Consider the following 18,654-nt stretch of genomic DNA (forward strand, 5'->3'; position numbering starts at 1 on the left):
GAAATTATGACAGAGAAGAAACTTTCACTACAGGACATCATCCTGACTTTGCAAGAATTCTGGGCGGCAAAGGGGGCCAACCTTATGCAAGCCTACGACAACGAAGTCGGTGCCGGAACCCAAAGTCCCTACACCTTCTTACGTGCCAACGGACCGGAACCATGGGCAGCTGCCTACGTGCAGCCATCCCGTCGTCCGGCCGATGGTCGTTATGGGGATAACCCGAACCGACTCTTCCAGCACCACCAGTTCCAGGTGGTCATGAAGCCATCGCCCGACAACATCCAAGAACTCTACCTGGCTTCTTTGGAAGCTTTGGGTATCAAGCCCTTGGAACACGACATTCGCTTTGTCGAAGATAACTGGGAAAACCCTTCCATGGGGGCTGCTGGTATCGGCTGGGAAGTTTGGTTGGACGGAATGGAAGTGACGCAGTTTACCTACTTCCAACAGGTTGGTGGAATCGAAGTTGATTCCGTGACCTCTGAAATTACCTATGGTTTGGAACGTCTGGCTTCTTATATCCAAGACGTGCCAACCGTTTATGACCTCGAATGGGGTCACGGCGTGCTCTACGGTGACATCTTCAAGGAACCAGAATACGAACACTCCAAGTATGCCTTTGAAGAATCCAACCAGGAGATGTTGCTCCGCCACTTCGACGACTACGAAGCCGAAGCCAAGCACAATCTAGAACTCGGACTGGTGCACCCAGCCTACGACTACATTCTAAAGTCATCGCACACCTTTAACCTTTTGGACGCCCGCGGAACGGTTTCCGTTACGGAACGCGCCGGCTACCTGCACCGCATCCGTGCCATGGCCCGTCAGGTATCCAAAGTCTTTATCGAAGAACGAGCAAAGTTGGGCTTCCCACTGTTAAAGGACGAAGCACTGCGCGACAAGTACCTGGGTGAAAAGGGAAAGTACGCCAAGAAGGAGGAGCAGAACTAATGGCTGATTACATCTTAGAAATTGGATTGGAAGAAATGCCCGCTCACTTGGTGACGGCTTCTGAAAAGCAGCTGGTCAAGCGTGTGAAGGACTTTTTAGACGAACATCGCTTGGCTGTTCAAGCAATTAAGCCCTTTTCAACGCCCCGTCGCTTGGCCGTGCAATTGACTGGCCTTGCCGAAGGGTCCGAAGCAGTTTCAGAAATTAAGCGCGGACCGGCCGTTGACCGGGCCAAGGACGATCAGGGAAACTGGTCAAAGGCCGCCCAGGGCTTTGCTCGGGGTCAGGGCACGACGCCGGATGAACTGACTGAAAAGGACGGATACCTCTGGGCCGAAAAGCAAATTGCTGGTGTGCCCGCTAAGGAAATCTTGTCAAAGATTGGTGAAGAAGTTGTTGAACAAATGACTTTTACCACCTACATGAAGTGGGGCAACCACTCCTTCCACTACATCCGACCAATTCGCTGGATCGTTTCACTCTTGGACGAAGAAGTGGTGCCATTTGAAGTGCTCCACGTCAAAGCCGGACAAACCACTCGGGGTCACCGCTTCCTGTCAACAGCGAACGTTACGGTTGCCTCTGCCAAAGACTACGAAAAGGCGCTCAACGACGCCTTTGTCTTGGTCGATGCCGACAAGCGCAAGCAATTGATTCAAGACCAGTTGACACAAATCGCTCAAAACAACAACTGGCAGCTTGATTTGAATTCGGACATGGCCAAGGACCTCTTGGAAGAGGTTAACAACATCGTTGAGTGGCCAACGGCCTTTGCCGGAAACTTCGACGAGAAGTACCTGGCTTTGCCAAAGGAAGTCTTGATTACCTCCATGCGTGACCACCAGCGCTTCTTCTTCGTGACAAACGAGGCAGGGGACTTGCTGCCACACTTCCTGTCCGTTCGAAACGGAAACGCCGACTTTATCGAAAACGTGGCCCGTGGAAATGAAAAAGTCCTCGTGGCCCGCTTGGAAGACGCGGCCTTCTTCTACAAGGAAGATCAGCAAAAGTCGATTGCCGATTACATGGACCGTGTGAAAAAACTGGTCTTCCACGAAAAGATTGGAACGGTTTACGAGCACATGCAGCGGGTCCAAGGGCTGTCGGCCCAATTGGCCCAGGCTCTTGGTCTATCGGTTGCCGAACAGGCCGACCTAGCCCGTGCTGCTGAAATCTACAAGTTCGATTTGATGACCGGCATGGTCGGTGAATTCGACGAATTGCAGGGTGTCATGGGTGAGCACTACGCCAAGTTGATGGGCGAAAACGATGCCGTGGCCAAGGCCATCTACGAACACTACCTGCCAACCTCAGCCGATGGTGCGGTTGCTGAGACCAAGGTCGGTGCCGTTTTGGCCATGGCCGACAAGTTGGATGCGATTGTGACCTTCTTTGCCCACGACATGGCGCCATCAGGGGCCAACGACCCTTACGGTCTCCGTCGTGCCGCAACCGGTGTGGTTCGCACTCTGGAAGCCTTTGACTGGCACCTGAACCTTTTGGACTTGCTTGCTGCATTCAAGCAGTCTAACGGGGACGTCGCCGACGCCAACCTGGAACAGGTGATCGCCTTTTTGACCGACCGTGTTCGCAAGCAGGCTTTGGACGCCGGTATCCGCAAGGACATCGTGACGGCCGGAACGGCCAATGTCACGACTGGTGACTTTGTCTTCATCGAAGACCGGACCAAAGTCCTAGCGGCCCACTCAACGGATGCTGACTTTCGTGAAGTCATGGAATCACTGTCCCGTGTGGCGCGTTTGGCTAAGAAGGAAGAAGTGGACGCTGTCGTTGATCCAAACCTCCTTCAAAACGATCAGGAAAAGGCCCTTTACGAAGCAACGAAGGACTTGTCTGTCGAAGCACTGGAAGCAGAAGGGGCTGACGCACTTTACCACGCCTTGGCTGCCCTGCAGGCACCAATCGCTGCCTACTTCGACAACACCATGGTTAACGATGACAACGAAGCGGTCAAAAACAACCGCTACGCTCAGTTGAACGCCATCAACAAGCTCATCAACGCTCTCGGCAACATCGAGGAAATCGTGATTAAGTAAGTGGACGTATATTAAAAGTTGGATAAATTCCAGCTTTTTTATTGTAAATTAGATATTAACGATTTTTCTAATAATTATTTTTAAATAGAGAGAATTAAACGGGAATAGAGAGAATGGTCGACAAGGTTATCGAAAATATCGAATCGGGTCTTACAATTGTTTTAGACTACTTAACGATCGTATGGAATTATATTTTAATTGGTTGGGACAAAATTGGATTCAACGTTAATGTAAATACTGATGCTGTGACAAATTTTGAACAAGGAATAATGCATGTTTTAATTTGGATCATTATAGGTGTAGTTATTTACATCGTTACGCCCCATATTTTTAAATTTTATTATTTTCATAGTAAAAAATTTCTTAAGCATAAACGTGAAGTTAAAAATGCAGTTAGTGATTTCAACAATGTGATGAATTATGCTAATAACATGTTTCGACAAAATCAGTTTAACTTTCAAGCAGGTCGGAATCAGTTAGAACGACCCGCTGAGTATATTAATTTGAGCCGTTATAATTATGTGCGTAATCATGAGATAAAACCTGATACTCATAGTGTTAATGTAACTTTACCTATTGTTCATAGCGCTTCACTTCAACCAATAAGATATTTAAGTAAGTATTTTAATATAGAGGCTACTGAATATAACCTTCAGCGAATTGAAGAGGTTGGAGAAAATGTTTCCCGATTAAAGAATGCAATTCAAAATCTAGAGGACCGAGTCAATTCTATAACCGAGATGGTGAAGCCACCATATCTTATTCAAAAGAAATTTAAGAATGAATTCTTAGAGCAAGTTGGTATTGATTTTCCATCTCTTTCTGTTCCTTACGAAAAATATTATTTTAATTATGTTAGTCCTGGAGGAAAAAGTACACAACAAACAGTGATAAGTTTAGATTCAGAACGTATTGATGAACTTGCTGAATATATTGCCCATAAAATTCGTTTTAAGAAATCTGTCGCAGGACAACGCGCATTGATGTCCAACAAATTACGTGAGAGAATTAAAGCGCGTGACCTATACACTTGTCAAAATTGTGGTATTTCGACAATGAGTGAACCACACTTGCTTCTCGAAATTGACCATATTGTTCCAGTTTCTAAAGGTGGAATGACTATGGAAACGAATTTACAGACGTTGTGCTGGAAGTGTAACCGTAGCAAGTCTAATAAAATTTTGAATAGTTGATTAAAAGCTCCTCGTTTATGAGGAGCTTTTTATTGATAAAAATATGGAGCAGGTTTAGCTCCCCGCCAATTTATCTACTTCTTTCATTCTAGAATTCACCATTTGTTATACAATAATTCTAGAAATGTATAAGAGGAAGCGGAAGATGAACATACACGATACGTTAGAAACAGTATTTGATAATTATTTGGCGGAAAAGGAAAAGCCCTTCAAAGCTAACTGGTTGGCAGCAACTTTTCGTGAAGGAATTGATGCAGATGGGTTGTCCTTTAGTACTGATAACGTGAAGATATATGGGTCAGGGGGAACAAGCCTATGGGCAGCAGCCCCTTGGATTGCGATTTGTGATACCGAGATTACAAAATCGGTTCAACGTGGCTTCTTCGTGGTTTATCTTTTCTCTGAAGATATGAAGCGTGTTTATCTTTCCCTTAACCAAGGATGGACTTTCTGGGAAAAAGAATTTAAAGATGAAACGATTGATATGAGCGCTGAAGCAAAAGCGAAGGCAGTTGCTTCCTATTTTCAAAATGAATTATCTATCAGAAATACCGCGCTTCCAATGAAGCTTTCAGCAAATTCCTCGAAGCATAACCTTGCTTTTGGCTATGAGGCAGGAGAGATCTATAGTATCGAGTATGACGCTAATCAACTCCCTTCAAATACCGAACTGGTGAAAGATCTTGAGTTGATGTGGTCAAAGTTCTTGAATTTGAAAGCAATGTTGCAAGACACGAAGGATCTTGAAAAGAGCGCGACCTATATTTTAAATTACCAACGCATCACCTCTTATACTGATAACGCGGAAGAAGCTGAGACAATTGCGGACAAGCTGGAGCATGCGTCACTTATTGAAAAGGAGCGTCCTATCCCCCGGAAAAAGTCAAAATCTGCAAAGGGTAGGAAAAACAGGACCGTAAGAAAGACTGATTATCTAGCAGAACAAGAGAGAAAACAAAAGTTAGGATTGAGTGGGGAAGAGTTAGTCCTTGAGTACGAAAAAGAACGGCTTGCCAATTATCCGGATTTACAAAATAAGGTAAAGCGTGTTTCGAAAGAAGGGGACGGGGATGGTTACGACATCTTTTCCTTTAATTTCGACGGTAGTCCGCTCTACATTGAAGTGAAGACCACGAATAATGAGGCAACTGCTCCATTCTTTATGAGTCAAAATGAGTATGCGTTTGCTTTGGAAAACAAGGAAAACTACGTTATCTATCGACTCTATCAGTTCACAGATCTCGCCAAGAAAAATATTGACCAAGTTAAGTTCTACAAAATTCAAGGACAAAATATTGAACAAGAACTCAACCTCATACCAGCAGCTTATCAAGTGAATTTAAAATAACTTGTCCTAAACGATCGTAAAGGTCGTTTTTTTATTTTAGCGGAAGTATAATGATGGCGGATAAATGATGAATGTAAACAAGGGGAATCATGAGTATTTTTACCTCCAGCTTCGTATCATTTAGCGAGGAGGAAAGAATATTAGTAAGATGGCATGTCATCTTACTAATATTAGGGTGGAAATTATGTTAACAAATGATGAATCGTGGAAATCAATATGAGGCCTTTACTAATCGAACAAGGAGATAAGAACATGACAAAGGACATAAGTGAAAACAATACAGCTGATTCATTAGAGAGCTTTGGAGCGATTGAAATTACTGCCGAAGACGTTCTGGATACTCGAAAACTGGCAGATAAAATCTTGGTCAACTTCCTGGGTAACGATAGGGAGACATACCCGGACATATGGAATGAAGACCCTGAAAAGATTGCGGCATTTAACCGTGAAAGCGGTTTATTTGATGATGAGAGGCTTTATGGCAGGGAACGATATCTTGATTAAGCAAAGGGTGCCACGTAAAATGCTGATGTACATACAATCGGTGGCCCTAAACCATTTTTAATGTATTAAAAAAGGCGAACTGTGTGTTCGCCTTTTTTGGTTATTGTGTTTATGCTAAGGGTGATTTAGAGAAGCCTTGAATTTGTAAAAATGAGCCTAAAAAAATAACCATCTCTGCTTTGGCCGCTCGAGATGATTATTAACTGTAATCTGTAAAGAGCGTCACCACTTTGTGGGTCTGCTATGGGGGATGTGGGGATTGCCACATCCCTTTCTTTATGCCTTTAGTATAGCTAGTAAAATATAATCGGACAAGACCCTCTACCGCTTTATGATGAATGAGCATAGAAGGCGTCTTGGATAACTTATGACTTTCAAACGCTGCTGCCAGAGGCAAGCGTTTTTTATTTCAATTCTTCATAACGCCAGCTTTGTGGCCATGCTAGATTTAGAAATAAAAGCAAGTTTTGATTCTGTTCTTCGTAGTATTAGCTAAAGGAGGTCATCAATGGACGATGAAAAAATGATGGCAGTGGCCAGATTGGCAGCCGATATCCGAGCGGGTATCTTTCGTTTGGAAGATAACCGAGACCTTTTTAGCCGCTTGGAAGGGTTAGGGGTGGAATTGTTGGGCTTTTTTGATCAGCAGATTTCAGCTTTATTGAAGTGGGATAATGTTACCCACCACCCGATTATTGCGGTTAATGATCGCGATTCGGAAAAGAAGCAGATCTTTTCACTGGCCCATGAGATTGGCCACCTAATCATTGATTATGGCTGGCTGCCCGAACCCTATAAGAATCCAGAAGAGTTTAGTGAATTAGAGGGCGTTTTAAACGTGACCCATTATCGCCGTGCTGGAAAAAGCCTCGATGTAAGGACGATTCAAAGGGAAAAGATGATGGACGACTTTGCCAGGAATTTTCTGATGCCTTATCAGGAGGTGGAAAAATGCGATGCAGAAAATGGGCATCACACAGAAAAGACGATTGAACAATTAGTAGCGCGATATTACGTAAGGGAACTGGTCGCGCGCAAGCAGCTGGGCTTTGTCAGAAAACGAGGTGGGGAATGGTAGATTTCACGGATCCTTCCTTCCGGAAGAATCTAGCGAATTTGATTGAGGATTTACGTGCTGATGGACAAAGGGAGACAAATGGTTCAGTAAATGATTCCAATAAGATGAGTTTTCATGACCTGCGCGATCAGCAGAGTATTTCCTTTCGATAGGAAATCATTGTGGCCATTAGCGAAGACATTGCCGGTAAGGCGGCCATTCGAAAACGTTTTTCTACTTTTTACATTTGGTTTTTAACCTGCGTAACGATGTTGATTTTTTATATCATTATCGATCCAATCAATATGCTGTCAAAGCAATCTAGCTTCTATTCGGATACTTTAAAGATCGCACTTGTTGGGACCTTCTTTGCCACCTTACTTTCGGCCTTCATGGCCATGGTCAAATACGGCTTTACCGCAGAAAAGCAAATGATTGAACTCTTTGATCTGATTGGCAATGAACCAAGCAAAGGAAAAGAGGAGTGAAGGGGATGAGGCTTTATTTAAAGGGCTTTTTCGTGTAAAATAGAGAGGACTAAATACACTGATAAAGCAGGTGAAGATGGCTGATTTTACAATTGACCAATTGAAAGAACGACAGAAGCGGATTCGCAATTTTTCTATCGTGGCCCACATTGACCACGGGAAGTCCACGATTGCCGATCGGATTTTGGAGCAGACCAAGACGGTGGCTGAACGCGACATGCAAAGCCAGTTGCTGGACACCATGGACCTGGAACGGGAACGTGGGATTACCATCAAGCTGAACGCCGTCGAGGTGAACTACAAGGCAAACGATGGAGAAGAGTACATCTTCCACTTGATTGATACGCCAGGGCACGTTGACTTCTCCTATGAGGTTTCCCGCTCCCTTGCCGCTGCTGAGGGGGCCATCTTGGTTGTCGACGCAGCCCAGGGGGTTGAGGCGCAGACCTTGGCCAACGTTTATTTGGCCATCGATAACGACCTGGAAATCCTGCCGGTTTTGAACAAGATTGACTTGCCATCGGCCGACGTTCCGAAGGTTAAGCAGGAGATCGAGGACATGATTGGCCTGCCAGCCGACGATGCCGTTTTGGTTTCGGCCAAGAAGGGGATTGGAATCCCGGAACTTTTGGAACGAATCGTTTCGGACTTTCCAGCACCGGATGGCGATTTAGAGGCACCGTTGCGAGCCCTGATTTTTGATTCCCAATACGACCCATACCGGGGCGTTGTGGTCAACATTCGTGTTCGCGAAGGCTTCGTGAAGCCCGGGGACAAAGTCCGTATGATGAACACAGGAGCTGAGTACGAGGTTACCGAAGTCGGCGTCATGTCACCCGATGCTCAGAAGCGTGACTACCTAATGGCTGGTGACGTTGGTTATTTGACGGCCGCCATTAAAGACATTAGCACGACTCACTCCGGTGATACGGTGACCTTGGTAAATAATCCAGCTGACGAGCCTTTGCCAGGTTATAAGCCAATGACGCCAATGGTTTATTCCGGTCTGTATCCAGCCGATAACGCCAAGTATGGTGACTTGCGGGAAGCCTTGGAAAAGCTGCAGCTAAACGATGCGGCTTTGACTTTTGAACCGGAAACTTCACAGGCCTTGGGCTTTGGTTTCCGTGTCGGTTTCTTGGGCCTCTTGCACATGGACGTCATTCAAGAACGTTTGGAACGCGAGTTTGACCTTGATTTGGTCACGACGGCACCGTCCGTTACCTACCAAGTCAAAACGGTTGACGGTGAAACCTTGATGATTGAAAACCCATCGGAGTTGCCGGAGCCACAAAACATTCGTGAAATTCAAGAACCCTACGTGCACGCCCAGTTGATGGTCCCAGAAGAATATGTTGGGGCGGTCATGGAACTGGCCCAGCGGAAGCGTGGTGAGTTCGACACGATGGAGTACCTGGATGATAACCGGGTCAATGTCAAGTATTACTTGCCATTGTCTGAAATCATCTTTAACTTCTTCGACCGATTAAAGTCATCGACTCGAGGCTTTGCCTCGCTGGATTATGAACTGTCGGGCTACCGTCCGGCCGATCTGGTCAAGATCGATATCCTGTTGAATTCGGAGCGGGTTGATGCCCTGTCCTTCATTGTCCACCGGGACTTTGCTGCGGAACGGGGCCGTATCATTACGGCTAAGCTGAAGGAAATCATTCCTCGACAGAACTTTGAAATCCCCGTTCAGGCGGCCATTGGTAATAAGATTCTGGCTCGAACGAACATCAAGGCCTACCGAAAGGACGTCACCTCAAAGATCCACACGGGTGATCCGGACCGACGGGCCAAGCTGCTTGATAAGCAGAAGCGTGGAAAGGCCCGGATGAAGGCTGTTGGAACCGTCACGGTACCACAGGAAGCCTTCATGGCCGTTCTTCGGACGGAAGACGATGAGAAGTTCGCCCGGGGAAACTAGGTGTTAACAAGGAATTTTTAAAAGGAACGATTTCTAGTGAATCATTGAAAAAGCGCCTCTTCTGGTTTAGAATGAAGCTAATTAGAAGAGACCTTCTAAAGGAGGAACGATGGCTTTTAAATCAATGATGGAATCAATTTCTGACCACTTTCGCCCCAAGATGGACGCGGTTGGGGTAACTCACAACGGCCCTTTGACGGCTGATGACGCCTTCATTGAACGGTCAGTCAACCAGCCACAACCAAAGCCAGACGAGCTACTCGTTCAGGTGCTGGCCTCCTCGGTCAACCCGGTCGATGTGAAGATGCGGGCGGGCTACCAGGATAAGGGCGTCTTTCGAATCTTTGGTCTGGACGTTGTCGGTCGCGTTTATGCGGTCGGTGCTGATGTCAAGGACTTTGCTATTGGTGACCGTGTCTACTATGTGGGTAAGCAACACCATCCCGGTGCCGATGCGGCCTACCAGGTGATCAACGCCAAGATGGTGGCCAAGGCACCGGAAAAGTTGGATGACGTGTCCGTTGCGGCCATGCCACTGACTTCGGTGACCGCCCACGATATCTTGCACCACGGCTTGCACTTACCGGTCGAAAAAGACGGTGCCAAGGGCCAGACACTACTGGTTATTAACGGAGCCGGTGGGGTTGGTTCTGTGCTGATTCAGCTGGCTAAGTACCTCGGGATGACGGTGCTGGCAACGGCCGGAACGGTTGATTCAAAGAAGTGGGTCCGCGAAATGGGGGCCGACCTCGTCTTGGACTACCACAACAACTTGGAACAGCAGCTAAACGACGCTGGTTATAACCAGGTTGACAGCATTGCCAACCTGCAGGACACGACCGACTACTGGGATTTTATGGTGCGGATGATTCGCCCATACGGTGAATTGGCCTCCATCGTGGACACGACCGTGCCCGTTGATTTAGGTGAATTGAAGGCCAAGTCGGCCTCCTTCTCCTGGGTCTTCATGTTGGCCCGTGGTAACTTCAACATCTACTTGGAAGAACAGGGTCAAATCTTGAAGCAAATGGCTGAATTACTGAATGAGGGGATTATCCGCTCAACGGTTACCAAGGTCTATCATGGACTGACGGCCTACAGCATTCGTTCGGCCTTCCAAGACGTCGCCGGCCACCACGCCATTGGTAAAGTCGTCGTCGACTTTGCCCCAAATATTAAGGCGGCCAACGAAAAGGGCCGGGGTCTTTCGGACAGTGCCGACCGGGATTCGAATTTCTCGGACGGTCCCGATAACATTTCCGAAAAGAATGGCCAGGCTGAAAAGACTGGTAAGTCGAAGTTGAATGATGAAAACGCAACGACTCGTTATTAAATGACAAACGAAGCCGGGGACCGGTTGGTTCCCGGTTTTTGATTGAAAAGGAATGAAAGATGATAAAGTATCAAAAAGTCAGCTGGCAGGTTGAAAAGGACTTGCAGGACCTCGTTGTTTCGGTCTTGATTGATTTGGGCGCTGATGGCGTCGAGCAGGGTGACAACCAACTGACCATCTACGAAGACCAGGGCAAGGAAGGTTGGCAAGAACGCCTGCAAACCTATCCGGTCGGCCTGCAGCTCCTGGCCGACCAGGGGCTAAAACTTTCGGCTGAGCCAATCGAAAACAGTGAATTGGCTTCCGATGAATTTGAAAACGAATGGAAGAACTACTACCACGCCGCCCGTGTAACCAGTCGCTTTACCGTCGTGCCCGCTTGGGAAGACTACCAAAAGGAGCAGGATTCTGAACAGTTAATTGTGATGGATCCCGACCAGGCCTTTGGTACGGGCACTCACCCAACAACGGCGCTCATGCTCCAGGCACTGGAGACGGTTGTTCGCGGGGGTGAAAGGACGATTGATGTTGGAACGGGATCTGGTGTCTTGGCCGTTGCGGCTAAGCACCTCGGCGTTGGGGCAGTCCTGGCCACCGATATTGACGAAGAAGCCGTTCAAACGGCCAAGGAGAACCTGGCCTTGAATCCTGTCGCAAAGGACGTGACCGTGGTGGCTTCGGACTTGATGAAGGATGTGCCGGCTGACTTTGTTGGCGCCGGGGTCGACTTGGTCGTGGCCAACATTCTAGCTGACGTTATCGAGCCCTTGATTCCACAGGTTCGCCAAGTGCTAAAGCCCGGTGGCAGCTTCCTGGTTTCCGGTATCTATGATGATGTGGCGGCGGGCATTGAAAAGGCCTTGGTTGAGCACGACTTTTTAATTGAGCAGAAGATGCAGGCCGGTACTTGGCATGCCTATCTTTGCCGTTTGAATCCCGAAAGTAAGTAGGAGGGGCTATGCACCGCTATTTCTTAGATAAGACCATTCAAGATCAGATGGTTCTTCCAGCCGATCAGCCCGTCTACCACCACTTGGTGCGGGTAAGGCGGACAAAAGTCGGCGCCAAGGCCGAATTTGTTGATCCGGACCAGCGCTTGGTAATTGGCGAATTGACGGCACTCAGCCCAGAGGGAGTAACCATCGAAGTCCAAGAAGATTTGGACCAAAAGGTGGAGCTGCCGGTCAAGGTAACGGTCATTGTCTCACCGGTCAAAAACGATCGGACCGACTGGTTCATCCAAAAGGCAACCGAGCTCGGCGTCGACCGGATTGTCATCACAAAGATGGCGCGAACGGTCGTTGACTGGGGGAAGCAGGAGCCAAAGAAGCAGGCCCGTTTTGAGAAGATTGCCTTAAACGCAGCCGAGCAATCCCACCGCTTGAAGGTGCCAGAGATTGTCTTCGAAGACTATGCCGCTGCCTTAGCTGAGGAGAAGAACCTTGGTCTGGTGGCCTGGGAAGAGTCGGCTAAGGAGGGGGAGCAGGCCCAGCTGCTGAAAACGGCCAAGTCCTTGCAAGACGGTCAACGTCTGGCCATTCTCTTTGGCCCAGAAGGGGGCCTGTCGGATGATGAAGTGGCTGTGCTGGGCGAGAAGGGCTTTTTGCCCGCTGGTCTAGGCCCACGGATTCTTCGTGCCGAAACGGCGCCGCTCTATGCCTTAGCCGCCTTATCAACGGTTTGGGACCTGGAAGAAAAGCGCTAATTTATCTCTTTTTCTTGCTTGCCGGCAAGCCAAAAAGAAACTATAATAGTGAAAGAATATTAGAAAACAACGGGGATACCGATCGTGCAAGCAGTTAAAAACCTATTCAAGAAGAGTTTGAGCAAGTGGCTCAGCGCCCTGGTGGTTGTCACCTTAGTGCTTCCTTACTTGGCTTCGCTCTTCAACGTCTCCACGCTTAGCAAAGTCGTTGTTCTCTATTTCCTTTTGAACGGTGGCTTCGCTTTGGCCTTTGGTTACGCCATCCGAAAGCAGGGCTTTCGTTTTTACTACGTCTTCTTACAGCCACTGGTTTTTGCCTTGCTTGCCAACTGGCTCTTTAGCTTTGTAAACGAAACCTATGGCTACTACTTGGCCTTCTTGTACCTGGTCTTGACCTTCTTTACTTTCTTGGCCAACACGACAAATGATCCTGACGAAAACGAACTGCCCGTTGACGGTGGCTACCAGGATGTCTAAGTGAATCATTCCTGAAAAAACGCCCAATTTCGGGCGTTTTTCTGTTAGACTGTTATAAGGTAAAACACGCATTGATTGAAATCGGAGGGGACCACCTTGATTACTGTTTCGGACATGACTTTTTCTTTTTCTGGCAAGAAACTCTACCAGGATGTTAACTTAAAGCTGATTCCAGGCCACACCTACGGAATTATCGGTGCCAACGGGGCCGGTAAGTCAACTTTTCTAAAGCTCTTGCAGGGCAAGTTGGAACCAACGGAAGGGTCGATTAACATCACTTCCGGCGCCCGGATGTCTTCTTTGGAGCAGGACCACTTTGCCTTTGACGAGTCAACGGTAATGGACACGGTCATTCAAGGCCACAAGCGCCTCTACGAAGTGAAGACGGAAATGGACGCCATCTATGCCAAGCCGGACTTTTCCGATGAAGACGGGGTGCGCGTTGGTGACTTGTCAGCCGAATTCGAAGAATTGGACGGCTGGAACGTCGAAGCCGAAGCGGCACAACTCTTGACGAAGCTTGGTATCGACGAATCCATGCACTACACTATGATGGGTGAGTTGACGGAAAACGACAAGGTGAAGGTCCTCTTGGCCCAAGCCTTGTTCGGTAACCCTGACATCTTGGTGCTCGATGAGCCAACCAACGGTTTGGACGTTCAGACGATTTCTTGGTTGGAAGACTTCCTGGCTGACTTTGAAAACCTGGTCATCGTTGTTTCCCACGATCGTCACTTCTTGAACGTGGTCTCAACGAACATCTTGGATGTTGACTACGGTAAGATTACGCCCTTCGTTGGAAACTACGACTTCTGGCGTGAATCAGCTGAATTGGCTCAGCGCTTGGCTTCTCAGCAGAACGCTAAGAAGGAAGAGCAGATTAAGCAGCTGCAAGAATTCGTGGCCCGTTTCTCGGCCAACGCGTCAAAGTCGAAGCAGGCGACAGCTCGTAAGAAGCAGTTGGATAAGATTACTTTGGATGATATCAAGCCTTCATCACGTAAGTACCCTTACATTTCTTTCCCAATTAACCGGGAAATGGGAAACGACTTGGTCAAGGTCGAAGGGATTTCCAAGTCCATCGATGGTGAAAAAGTCTTAGACAACATCACCTTTACTGGCCGTCCTGGTGACAAGATTGCCATCCTGTCCCGCTCGGATTTGGCCACGACGACTTTGATGCAAATCTTGGCCGGCACAATGGAACCGGACTCTGGTTCCGTTACCTGGGGTGTGACGACGTCACAGTCTTACTTGGCAAAGGATCTGAACGACAACTTCGACGATCAGAACAAGGTCATCTTGGACTGGTTGCGCGACTTTGCCGAAGAGGAACAAAAGGACAACACGTCACTGCGTGGGATGCTTGGCCAGATGCTCTTTAAGGGTGACGATGCTTTGAAGGAAATCAAGGTGCTTTCCGGAGGAGAAAAGGTTCGTATCGTCTTGGCCAAGATGATGCTTCTAAAGGCCAACGTCTTGCTTTTGGATGACCCAACCAACCACTTGGACTTGGAGTCCATCCAATCGCTGAACGAGGCCGTGACCGCCTTCAAGGGATCCGTCATTATGACCTCCCACGATCACGAGTTCTTGGAAACGACGGCCAACCACTTTGTCGAAGTTTCTAATAAGGGCGTTGTTGACCGCTTGGATACGACTTATGATGAATTCATCACGTCGGATTCCATCCAGGCTAAGGTCAAGGCACTGTACGATTAAACTAGCTAAACGAGCGCTCTCGAGCGCTTTTTTGCATAGTAGAGGAGAAGGATTATGTCCGTTGGAATTGAAGAAATCGCCTTTTATACGCCGGCACTATCGCTTGATATGGTTGCCTTGGCCAAGGCCCGTGACGAAGAACCCGACAAGTACACAATCGGCATTGGGCAGACGACCCAGTCGGTCGTTCCAAACTACGAAGATGTCGTGACAATGGGTGTCAACGCCGCCAAGAACTTCATTGACCGAGTTGACCGGGAAAGCATCGACATGCTTCTTTTTGCCACCGAGTCGGGCGTCGATAATTCGAAATCCGGGGCCATCTTTGCTAAAAACTTTCTTGGACTAAAGGACGGCATTCGGGCCATTGAACTAAAGCAGGCCTGCTATGCCGGCACCTTCGCCTTAATGCAGGCCAAGGACTTTGTGACGCTGCACCCGGATAAGAAAGTCTTGGTGATTGCTTCAGACATCGCTCGTTACGGCTTGAAAACGCCCGGTGAGGTCACGCAGGGGGCCGGTGCTGTGGCCATGCTGGTCTCGACCGAACCAAAGCTGGCTGTCATCAACGATGACACGGTCTACATGGTCAAGGACGAGCCGGACTTTTGGCGGCCAATTGACTCAGACATCGCTTTGGTCGATGGTCACCAGTCAACCGACGTTTATAAGGACATGTTTTTGGAACTCTGGGGCCGCTACAAGCAGGAAAGCGGTTTGTCTTTGAATGACTTTGCCGGCTGGGCCTTCCATATGCCATACACCAAGATGGCCAAGAAGGCCTTGGACCAAATCCTGCCGGAAGCTTCAGAAGAGGGGCAGGCCTTGTTAAAGGAACGTTTGGCGGCTTCGCAGTACTACAACCGCCACGTGGGTAACCTTTATACTGGTTCGCTCTACCTTTCCTTGCTTTCACTGCTGGACCAGTCAACTGGCTTGGTAGCAGGGGACCGCTTGGGCCTCTTCTCCTTTGGGTCGGGGGCCGAGGCCGAACTCTTCTCCTTAACGCTGCAAGAGGGCTTTGAAAAGGTCCTTTCCAAGCAGGCAACCGAAGCCATGCTGGCAGCGCGCAAGCCGCTGTCCATGAGTGAATACGAAGCGGTCTTTTTGGATCAGCGCTTTGATTCAAAGAATACTCAAAAAACGGATGCACCAGCTGGAACTGGCCGTTGTCAGTTCACGGGCTGGCAGGACCAGTACCGCCAGTACCGAATCGCAAAATAATTTTTTGAAAGCCTTGGTCATGCTGCCGAGGCTTTTTTGTGTCTTGAAATGTTAACAAAGTCATCCCCAAGTCATTCTTTTTTGTTAAACTAGTTTCAAGACAAAATGAATGAAGGAGTTTATTATGGCAAAACGTGTTTACTTAGCAGGACCGTTCTTCTCTGAAACGCAAATCGCACAGGTGAAACGCCTGGAAAAGGCCTTGGCTGACCACCCACAAATCGGTGACGTCTTTTCACCACGCAAGCACCAGCACGAAGAGTACGAACTCTTCTCACCGGAATGGCAGAAGGTGACTTTTGCATCCGATGTAAAAGCCATTGACGAGGCCGATGTGATTGTGGCACTGTCGGACTTTGACGGGGCCGATACGGATTCCGGAACGGCTTGGGAACTGGGCTACGCCTTTGCTAAGCAAATTCCAGTTGTGACCATTAAAGAAGACGACGAGACCTTGAACTTGATGTTGGCTAAGTCATTGACGGCTTACTTGCACAAGGTTGAAGACGTTTTGGATTACGACTTTGACAAGCTGGAAAAAATCCCATACGACGGGGCCGTTATCTAAACGCCTGTTAAATGTATTGGCGGCTGGCCGTCAGTTTGAGCCAGAATAAAGGAGAAATCATGAAAGCAGTTGTTACCGTAGTTGGACAGGATAAGACGGGTATTGTTGCCGGAATTGCAACGGAATTAGCCGCACACGAAGTCAACATTTTAGACTTGTCACAGACGATTATGTCCTCAACTTTTACCATGTCAATGTTGGTTGCCATCAAGGGGGAAGACTCCTTTAACGAAATCCACGCTGCATTGAAGGAAAAGGGCGCAGCCATGGGCGTTTCCGTCCACGTGCAGCGGGAAGAAATCTTCGATACGATGGCCCACGTGTAAGGACCGAGAACAAAGGATAGACGAATGGAAACAACGCAGATTGAAGAAACAATCAAGATGGTCGAAGAGGATAACTTCGACATCCGTACGGTGACAATGGGCATTTCGCTTTTGGACACAGTTGGCGGCAACGTGCAGGAAACAGCCAAAAACATCTACCAAAAGATTACGACCTATGCCAAGGACCTTGTCAAAGTCGCCGAGCAAATCGAACGCGAGTACGGGGTGCCTATCACCAACAAACGAATCTCGGTCACGCCAATTTCACTGGTGGCCGGTTCGGCTGATGAAGAAGAAATCTTGGTCCTGGCCCACGCCTTGGACGATGCGGCCAAAGAAGTCGGTGTTGACTACGTTGGTGGCTATTCTGCCCTGGTTCAAAAGGGCTTCTCACACGGGGATTTGGCCTTGATCAAGTCCCTGCCACGGGCCTTGACCGAAACGGACTTGGTGATGTCATCGGTTAACATCGGTTCCTCAAAGGCGGGGATGAACCTGGATGCGGTTAAGTTGATGGGGGAAACGGTCAAGCAGATCACCGACTTGTCCGACACAGCCAATGCTAAGATGGTGATCTTTGCAAATGCCGTTGAGGACAACCCCTTCATGGCCGGTGCCTTTCACGGGGTGACGGAATCTGATGTTGTCATCAACGTCGGGGTTTCTGGACCTGGTGTGGTCAAGCGTGCCCTGGATAAGGTGAAGGGTGAGTCGATTACGACCGTTTCGGAAACGATCAAGAAGACCGCCTTCAAGATTACCCGTGTCGGGCAACTCGTTGGTTCACTTGCTGCAGAGCGCTTGGGCGTTCCTTTTGGAATCGTTGACCTTTCCTTGGCACCAACGCCTGCCCGCGGTGACTCCGTTGCCGAAGTGCTCGAAGCCATTGGTTTGGAACAGGTCGGTGCCCACGGGACAACCGCTGCCTTGATGCTTCTAAACGATGCCGTTAAAAAGGGTGGCGTAATGGCTGCTCAAGGTGTCGGTGGCTTGTCTGGTGCCTTCATTCCGGTTTCTGAAGACGCTGGAATGATTGATGCAGTTAAGGCCGGCACGCTTTCTTTGGCCAAGCTGGAAGCCATGACGTCGGTCTGTTCCGTTGGTTTGGACATGATTGCCATTCCTGGCGAAACGCCAGCAACGACCATTTCCGCCATGATTGCCGACGAAGCGGCCATCGGTATCCAAAACAACAAGACCACGGCCGTTCGTATTTTGCCTACTAACGGTGCCAAAGTCGGCGACATGATCGACTACGGTGGCCTCCTTGGAACAGCGCCTGTGATGCCAGTCGTTGAAAAGTCTTCAGCGGACTTCGTCAACCGTGGTGGTCACGTGCCAGCACCAATTCACTCCTTTAAGAACTAATTCCTTGTTCAATAAATAAAAAAAGCGCGCCTTTGTTGATAGGAGACAAAGACGCGCTTTTTGCTATAGGCAGGGAAAAAACGGCAACAAAAAAAGACCCAACCGGGTCTTTTTTCTTAGTGCCGTCGTGATGAACGAGCACCGTAATCGTAACGGTCGTTTTCGACCATCACGCGCTTCGTCAACAAGTCCGAAGCTTGGTGGTGTTGGTTTTCGTAGTGACGACCTTCTTCTAGGGCGACACGCTTGTCGCGATTGTTCAAAATGTTATCGCGGAAACGGAGGAAGAAGGCAGAAAACTTAACCCGCTTCATCTCCAAGTTGTGGCGCAAGTAATCTGTATTTGAATTAATTGGTAAGTTCATGAGTTTGCCTCCTAGCACTTCTTTAACTATTTCTA

Annotated in this window: 18 protein-coding genes; 17 read left to right on the forward strand and 1 reads right to left on the reverse strand. The window is 48.4% G+C overall.

The features are described from left to right. Nucleotides 1-6: 6 nt before the first annotated feature. The 17 genes from glyQ (at nucleotide 7) to G6R28_RS01660 (ending at nucleotide 18,254) form a co-directional block, all read left to right on the forward strand. Nucleotides 7-954: a glycine--tRNA ligase subunit alpha gene (gene glyQ / locus G6R28_RS01580; protein WP_213792490.1), complete on the forward strand. Its 948-nt coding sequence runs from the start codon at nucleotides 7-9 to the stop codon at nucleotides 952-954. Then, a complete protein-coding gene (glyS, locus tag G6R28_RS01585; RefSeq protein WP_213792491.1) occupies nucleotides 954-3,011 on the forward strand; it encodes a glycine--tRNA ligase subunit beta in 2,058 nt (685 codons plus the stop codon). The genes glyQ and glyS overlap by 1 nt, the downstream gene beginning before the upstream one ends. A 113-nt stretch (nucleotides 3,012-3,124) precedes the next feature. After that, on the forward strand, nucleotides 3,125-4,204 hold the full coding sequence (locus G6R28_RS01590) for an HNH endonuclease (protein WP_213792492.1): 1,080 nt from the start codon (nucleotides 3,125-3,127) through the stop codon (nucleotides 4,202-4,204). 145 nt (nucleotides 4,205-4,349) lie between these two features. Beyond that, nucleotides 4,350-5,552, forward strand: a complete 1,203-nt coding sequence (locus G6R28_RS01595; protein ID WP_213792493.1) for an MrcB family domain-containing protein — start codon at nucleotides 4,350-4,352, stop codon at nucleotides 5,550-5,552. Nucleotides 5,553-5,804: 252 nt separating this feature from the next. Then, complete coding sequence (locus G6R28_RS01600) at nucleotides 5,805-6,056, forward strand: hypothetical protein (RefSeq protein ID WP_213792494.1); 252 nt, start codon at nucleotides 5,805-5,807, stop codon at nucleotides 6,054-6,056. Between the two features lie 508 nt (nucleotides 6,057-6,564). Next, nucleotides 6,565-7,134, forward strand: coding sequence for an ImmA/IrrE family metallo-endopeptidase (locus G6R28_RS01605; protein ID WP_213792495.1), 570 nt, complete (start codon nucleotides 6,565-6,567; stop codon nucleotides 7,132-7,134). Between the two features lie 161 nt (nucleotides 7,135-7,295). Then, on the forward strand, nucleotides 7,296-7,601 hold the full coding sequence (locus tag G6R28_RS01610; RefSeq protein WP_213792496.1) for a hypothetical protein: 306 nt from the start codon (nucleotides 7,296-7,298) through the stop codon (nucleotides 7,599-7,601). Between the two features lie 76 nt (nucleotides 7,602-7,677). Next, a complete protein-coding gene (lepA, locus tag G6R28_RS01615) occupies nucleotides 7,678-9,531 on the forward strand; it encodes a translation elongation factor 4 (protein WP_213792497.1) in 1,854 nt (617 codons plus the stop codon). 109 nt (nucleotides 9,532-9,640) lie between these two features. Continuing rightward, nucleotides 9,641-10,864 carry a zinc-binding alcohol dehydrogenase family protein gene (locus tag G6R28_RS01620; protein ID WP_213792498.1) on the forward strand — a complete coding sequence of 408 codons (1,224 nt, stop codon included), beginning with the start codon at nucleotides 9,641-9,643 and terminating at the stop codon, nucleotides 10,862-10,864. 59 nt (nucleotides 10,865-10,923) lie between these two features. Then, nucleotides 10,924-11,814 (forward strand): 50S ribosomal protein L11 methyltransferase, encoded by an 891-nt coding sequence (gene prmA / locus G6R28_RS01625; RefSeq protein ID WP_213792499.1) that lies wholly within the window; start codon nucleotides 10,924-10,926, stop codon nucleotides 11,812-11,814. A gap of 8 nt (nucleotides 11,815-11,822) precedes the next feature. After that, nucleotides 11,823-12,569, forward strand: a complete 747-nt coding sequence (locus G6R28_RS01630; RefSeq protein ID WP_213792500.1) for an RsmE family RNA methyltransferase — start codon at nucleotides 11,823-11,825, stop codon at nucleotides 12,567-12,569. Between the two features lie 84 nt (nucleotides 12,570-12,653). Further along, complete coding sequence (locus G6R28_RS01635; RefSeq protein WP_213792501.1) at nucleotides 12,654-13,046, forward strand: hypothetical protein; 393 nt, start codon at nucleotides 12,654-12,656, stop codon at nucleotides 13,044-13,046. Between the two features lie 96 nt (nucleotides 13,047-13,142). Further along, a complete protein-coding gene (locus tag G6R28_RS01640; RefSeq protein ID WP_213792502.1) occupies nucleotides 13,143-14,768 on the forward strand; it encodes an ABC-F family ATP-binding cassette domain-containing protein in 1,626 nt (541 codons plus the stop codon). A gap of 54 nt (nucleotides 14,769-14,822) precedes the next feature. Continuing rightward, complete coding sequence (locus G6R28_RS01645; protein WP_213792503.1) at nucleotides 14,823-15,992, forward strand: hydroxymethylglutaryl-CoA synthase; 1,170 nt, start codon at nucleotides 14,823-14,825, stop codon at nucleotides 15,990-15,992. A 124-nt stretch (nucleotides 15,993-16,116) separates the two neighbouring features. Further along, a complete protein-coding gene (locus G6R28_RS01650; protein ID WP_213792504.1) occupies nucleotides 16,117-16,560 on the forward strand; it encodes a nucleoside 2-deoxyribosyltransferase in 444 nt (147 codons plus the stop codon). A gap of 56 nt (nucleotides 16,561-16,616) precedes the next feature. Continuing rightward, complete coding sequence (locus G6R28_RS01655) at nucleotides 16,617-16,886, forward strand: ACT domain-containing protein (RefSeq protein WP_213792839.1); 270 nt, start codon at nucleotides 16,617-16,619, stop codon at nucleotides 16,884-16,886. A gap of 24 nt (nucleotides 16,887-16,910) precedes the next feature. Next, the gene (locus G6R28_RS01660; RefSeq protein WP_213792505.1) at nucleotides 16,911-18,254 is read left to right on the forward strand and encodes a PFL family protein; all 1,344 of its coding nucleotides are present in this window, start codon (nucleotides 16,911-16,913) and stop codon (nucleotides 18,252-18,254) included. A 116-nt stretch (nucleotides 18,255-18,370) separates the two neighbouring features. Here the strand turns inward: G6R28_RS01660 and G6R28_RS01665 are convergent, their stop codons facing one another. Then, a complete protein-coding gene (locus tag G6R28_RS01665; RefSeq protein WP_213792506.1) occupies nucleotides 18,371-18,619 on the reverse strand; it encodes a hypothetical protein in 249 nt (82 codons plus the stop codon). Between the last annotated feature and the right edge of the window lie 35 nt (nucleotides 18,620-18,654).

Source organism: Fructobacillus papyrifericola, assembly GCF_018437235.1.
GTDB classification, from domain to species: domain Bacteria; phylum Bacillota; class Bacilli; order Lactobacillales; family Lactobacillaceae; genus Fructobacillus; species Fructobacillus papyrifericola.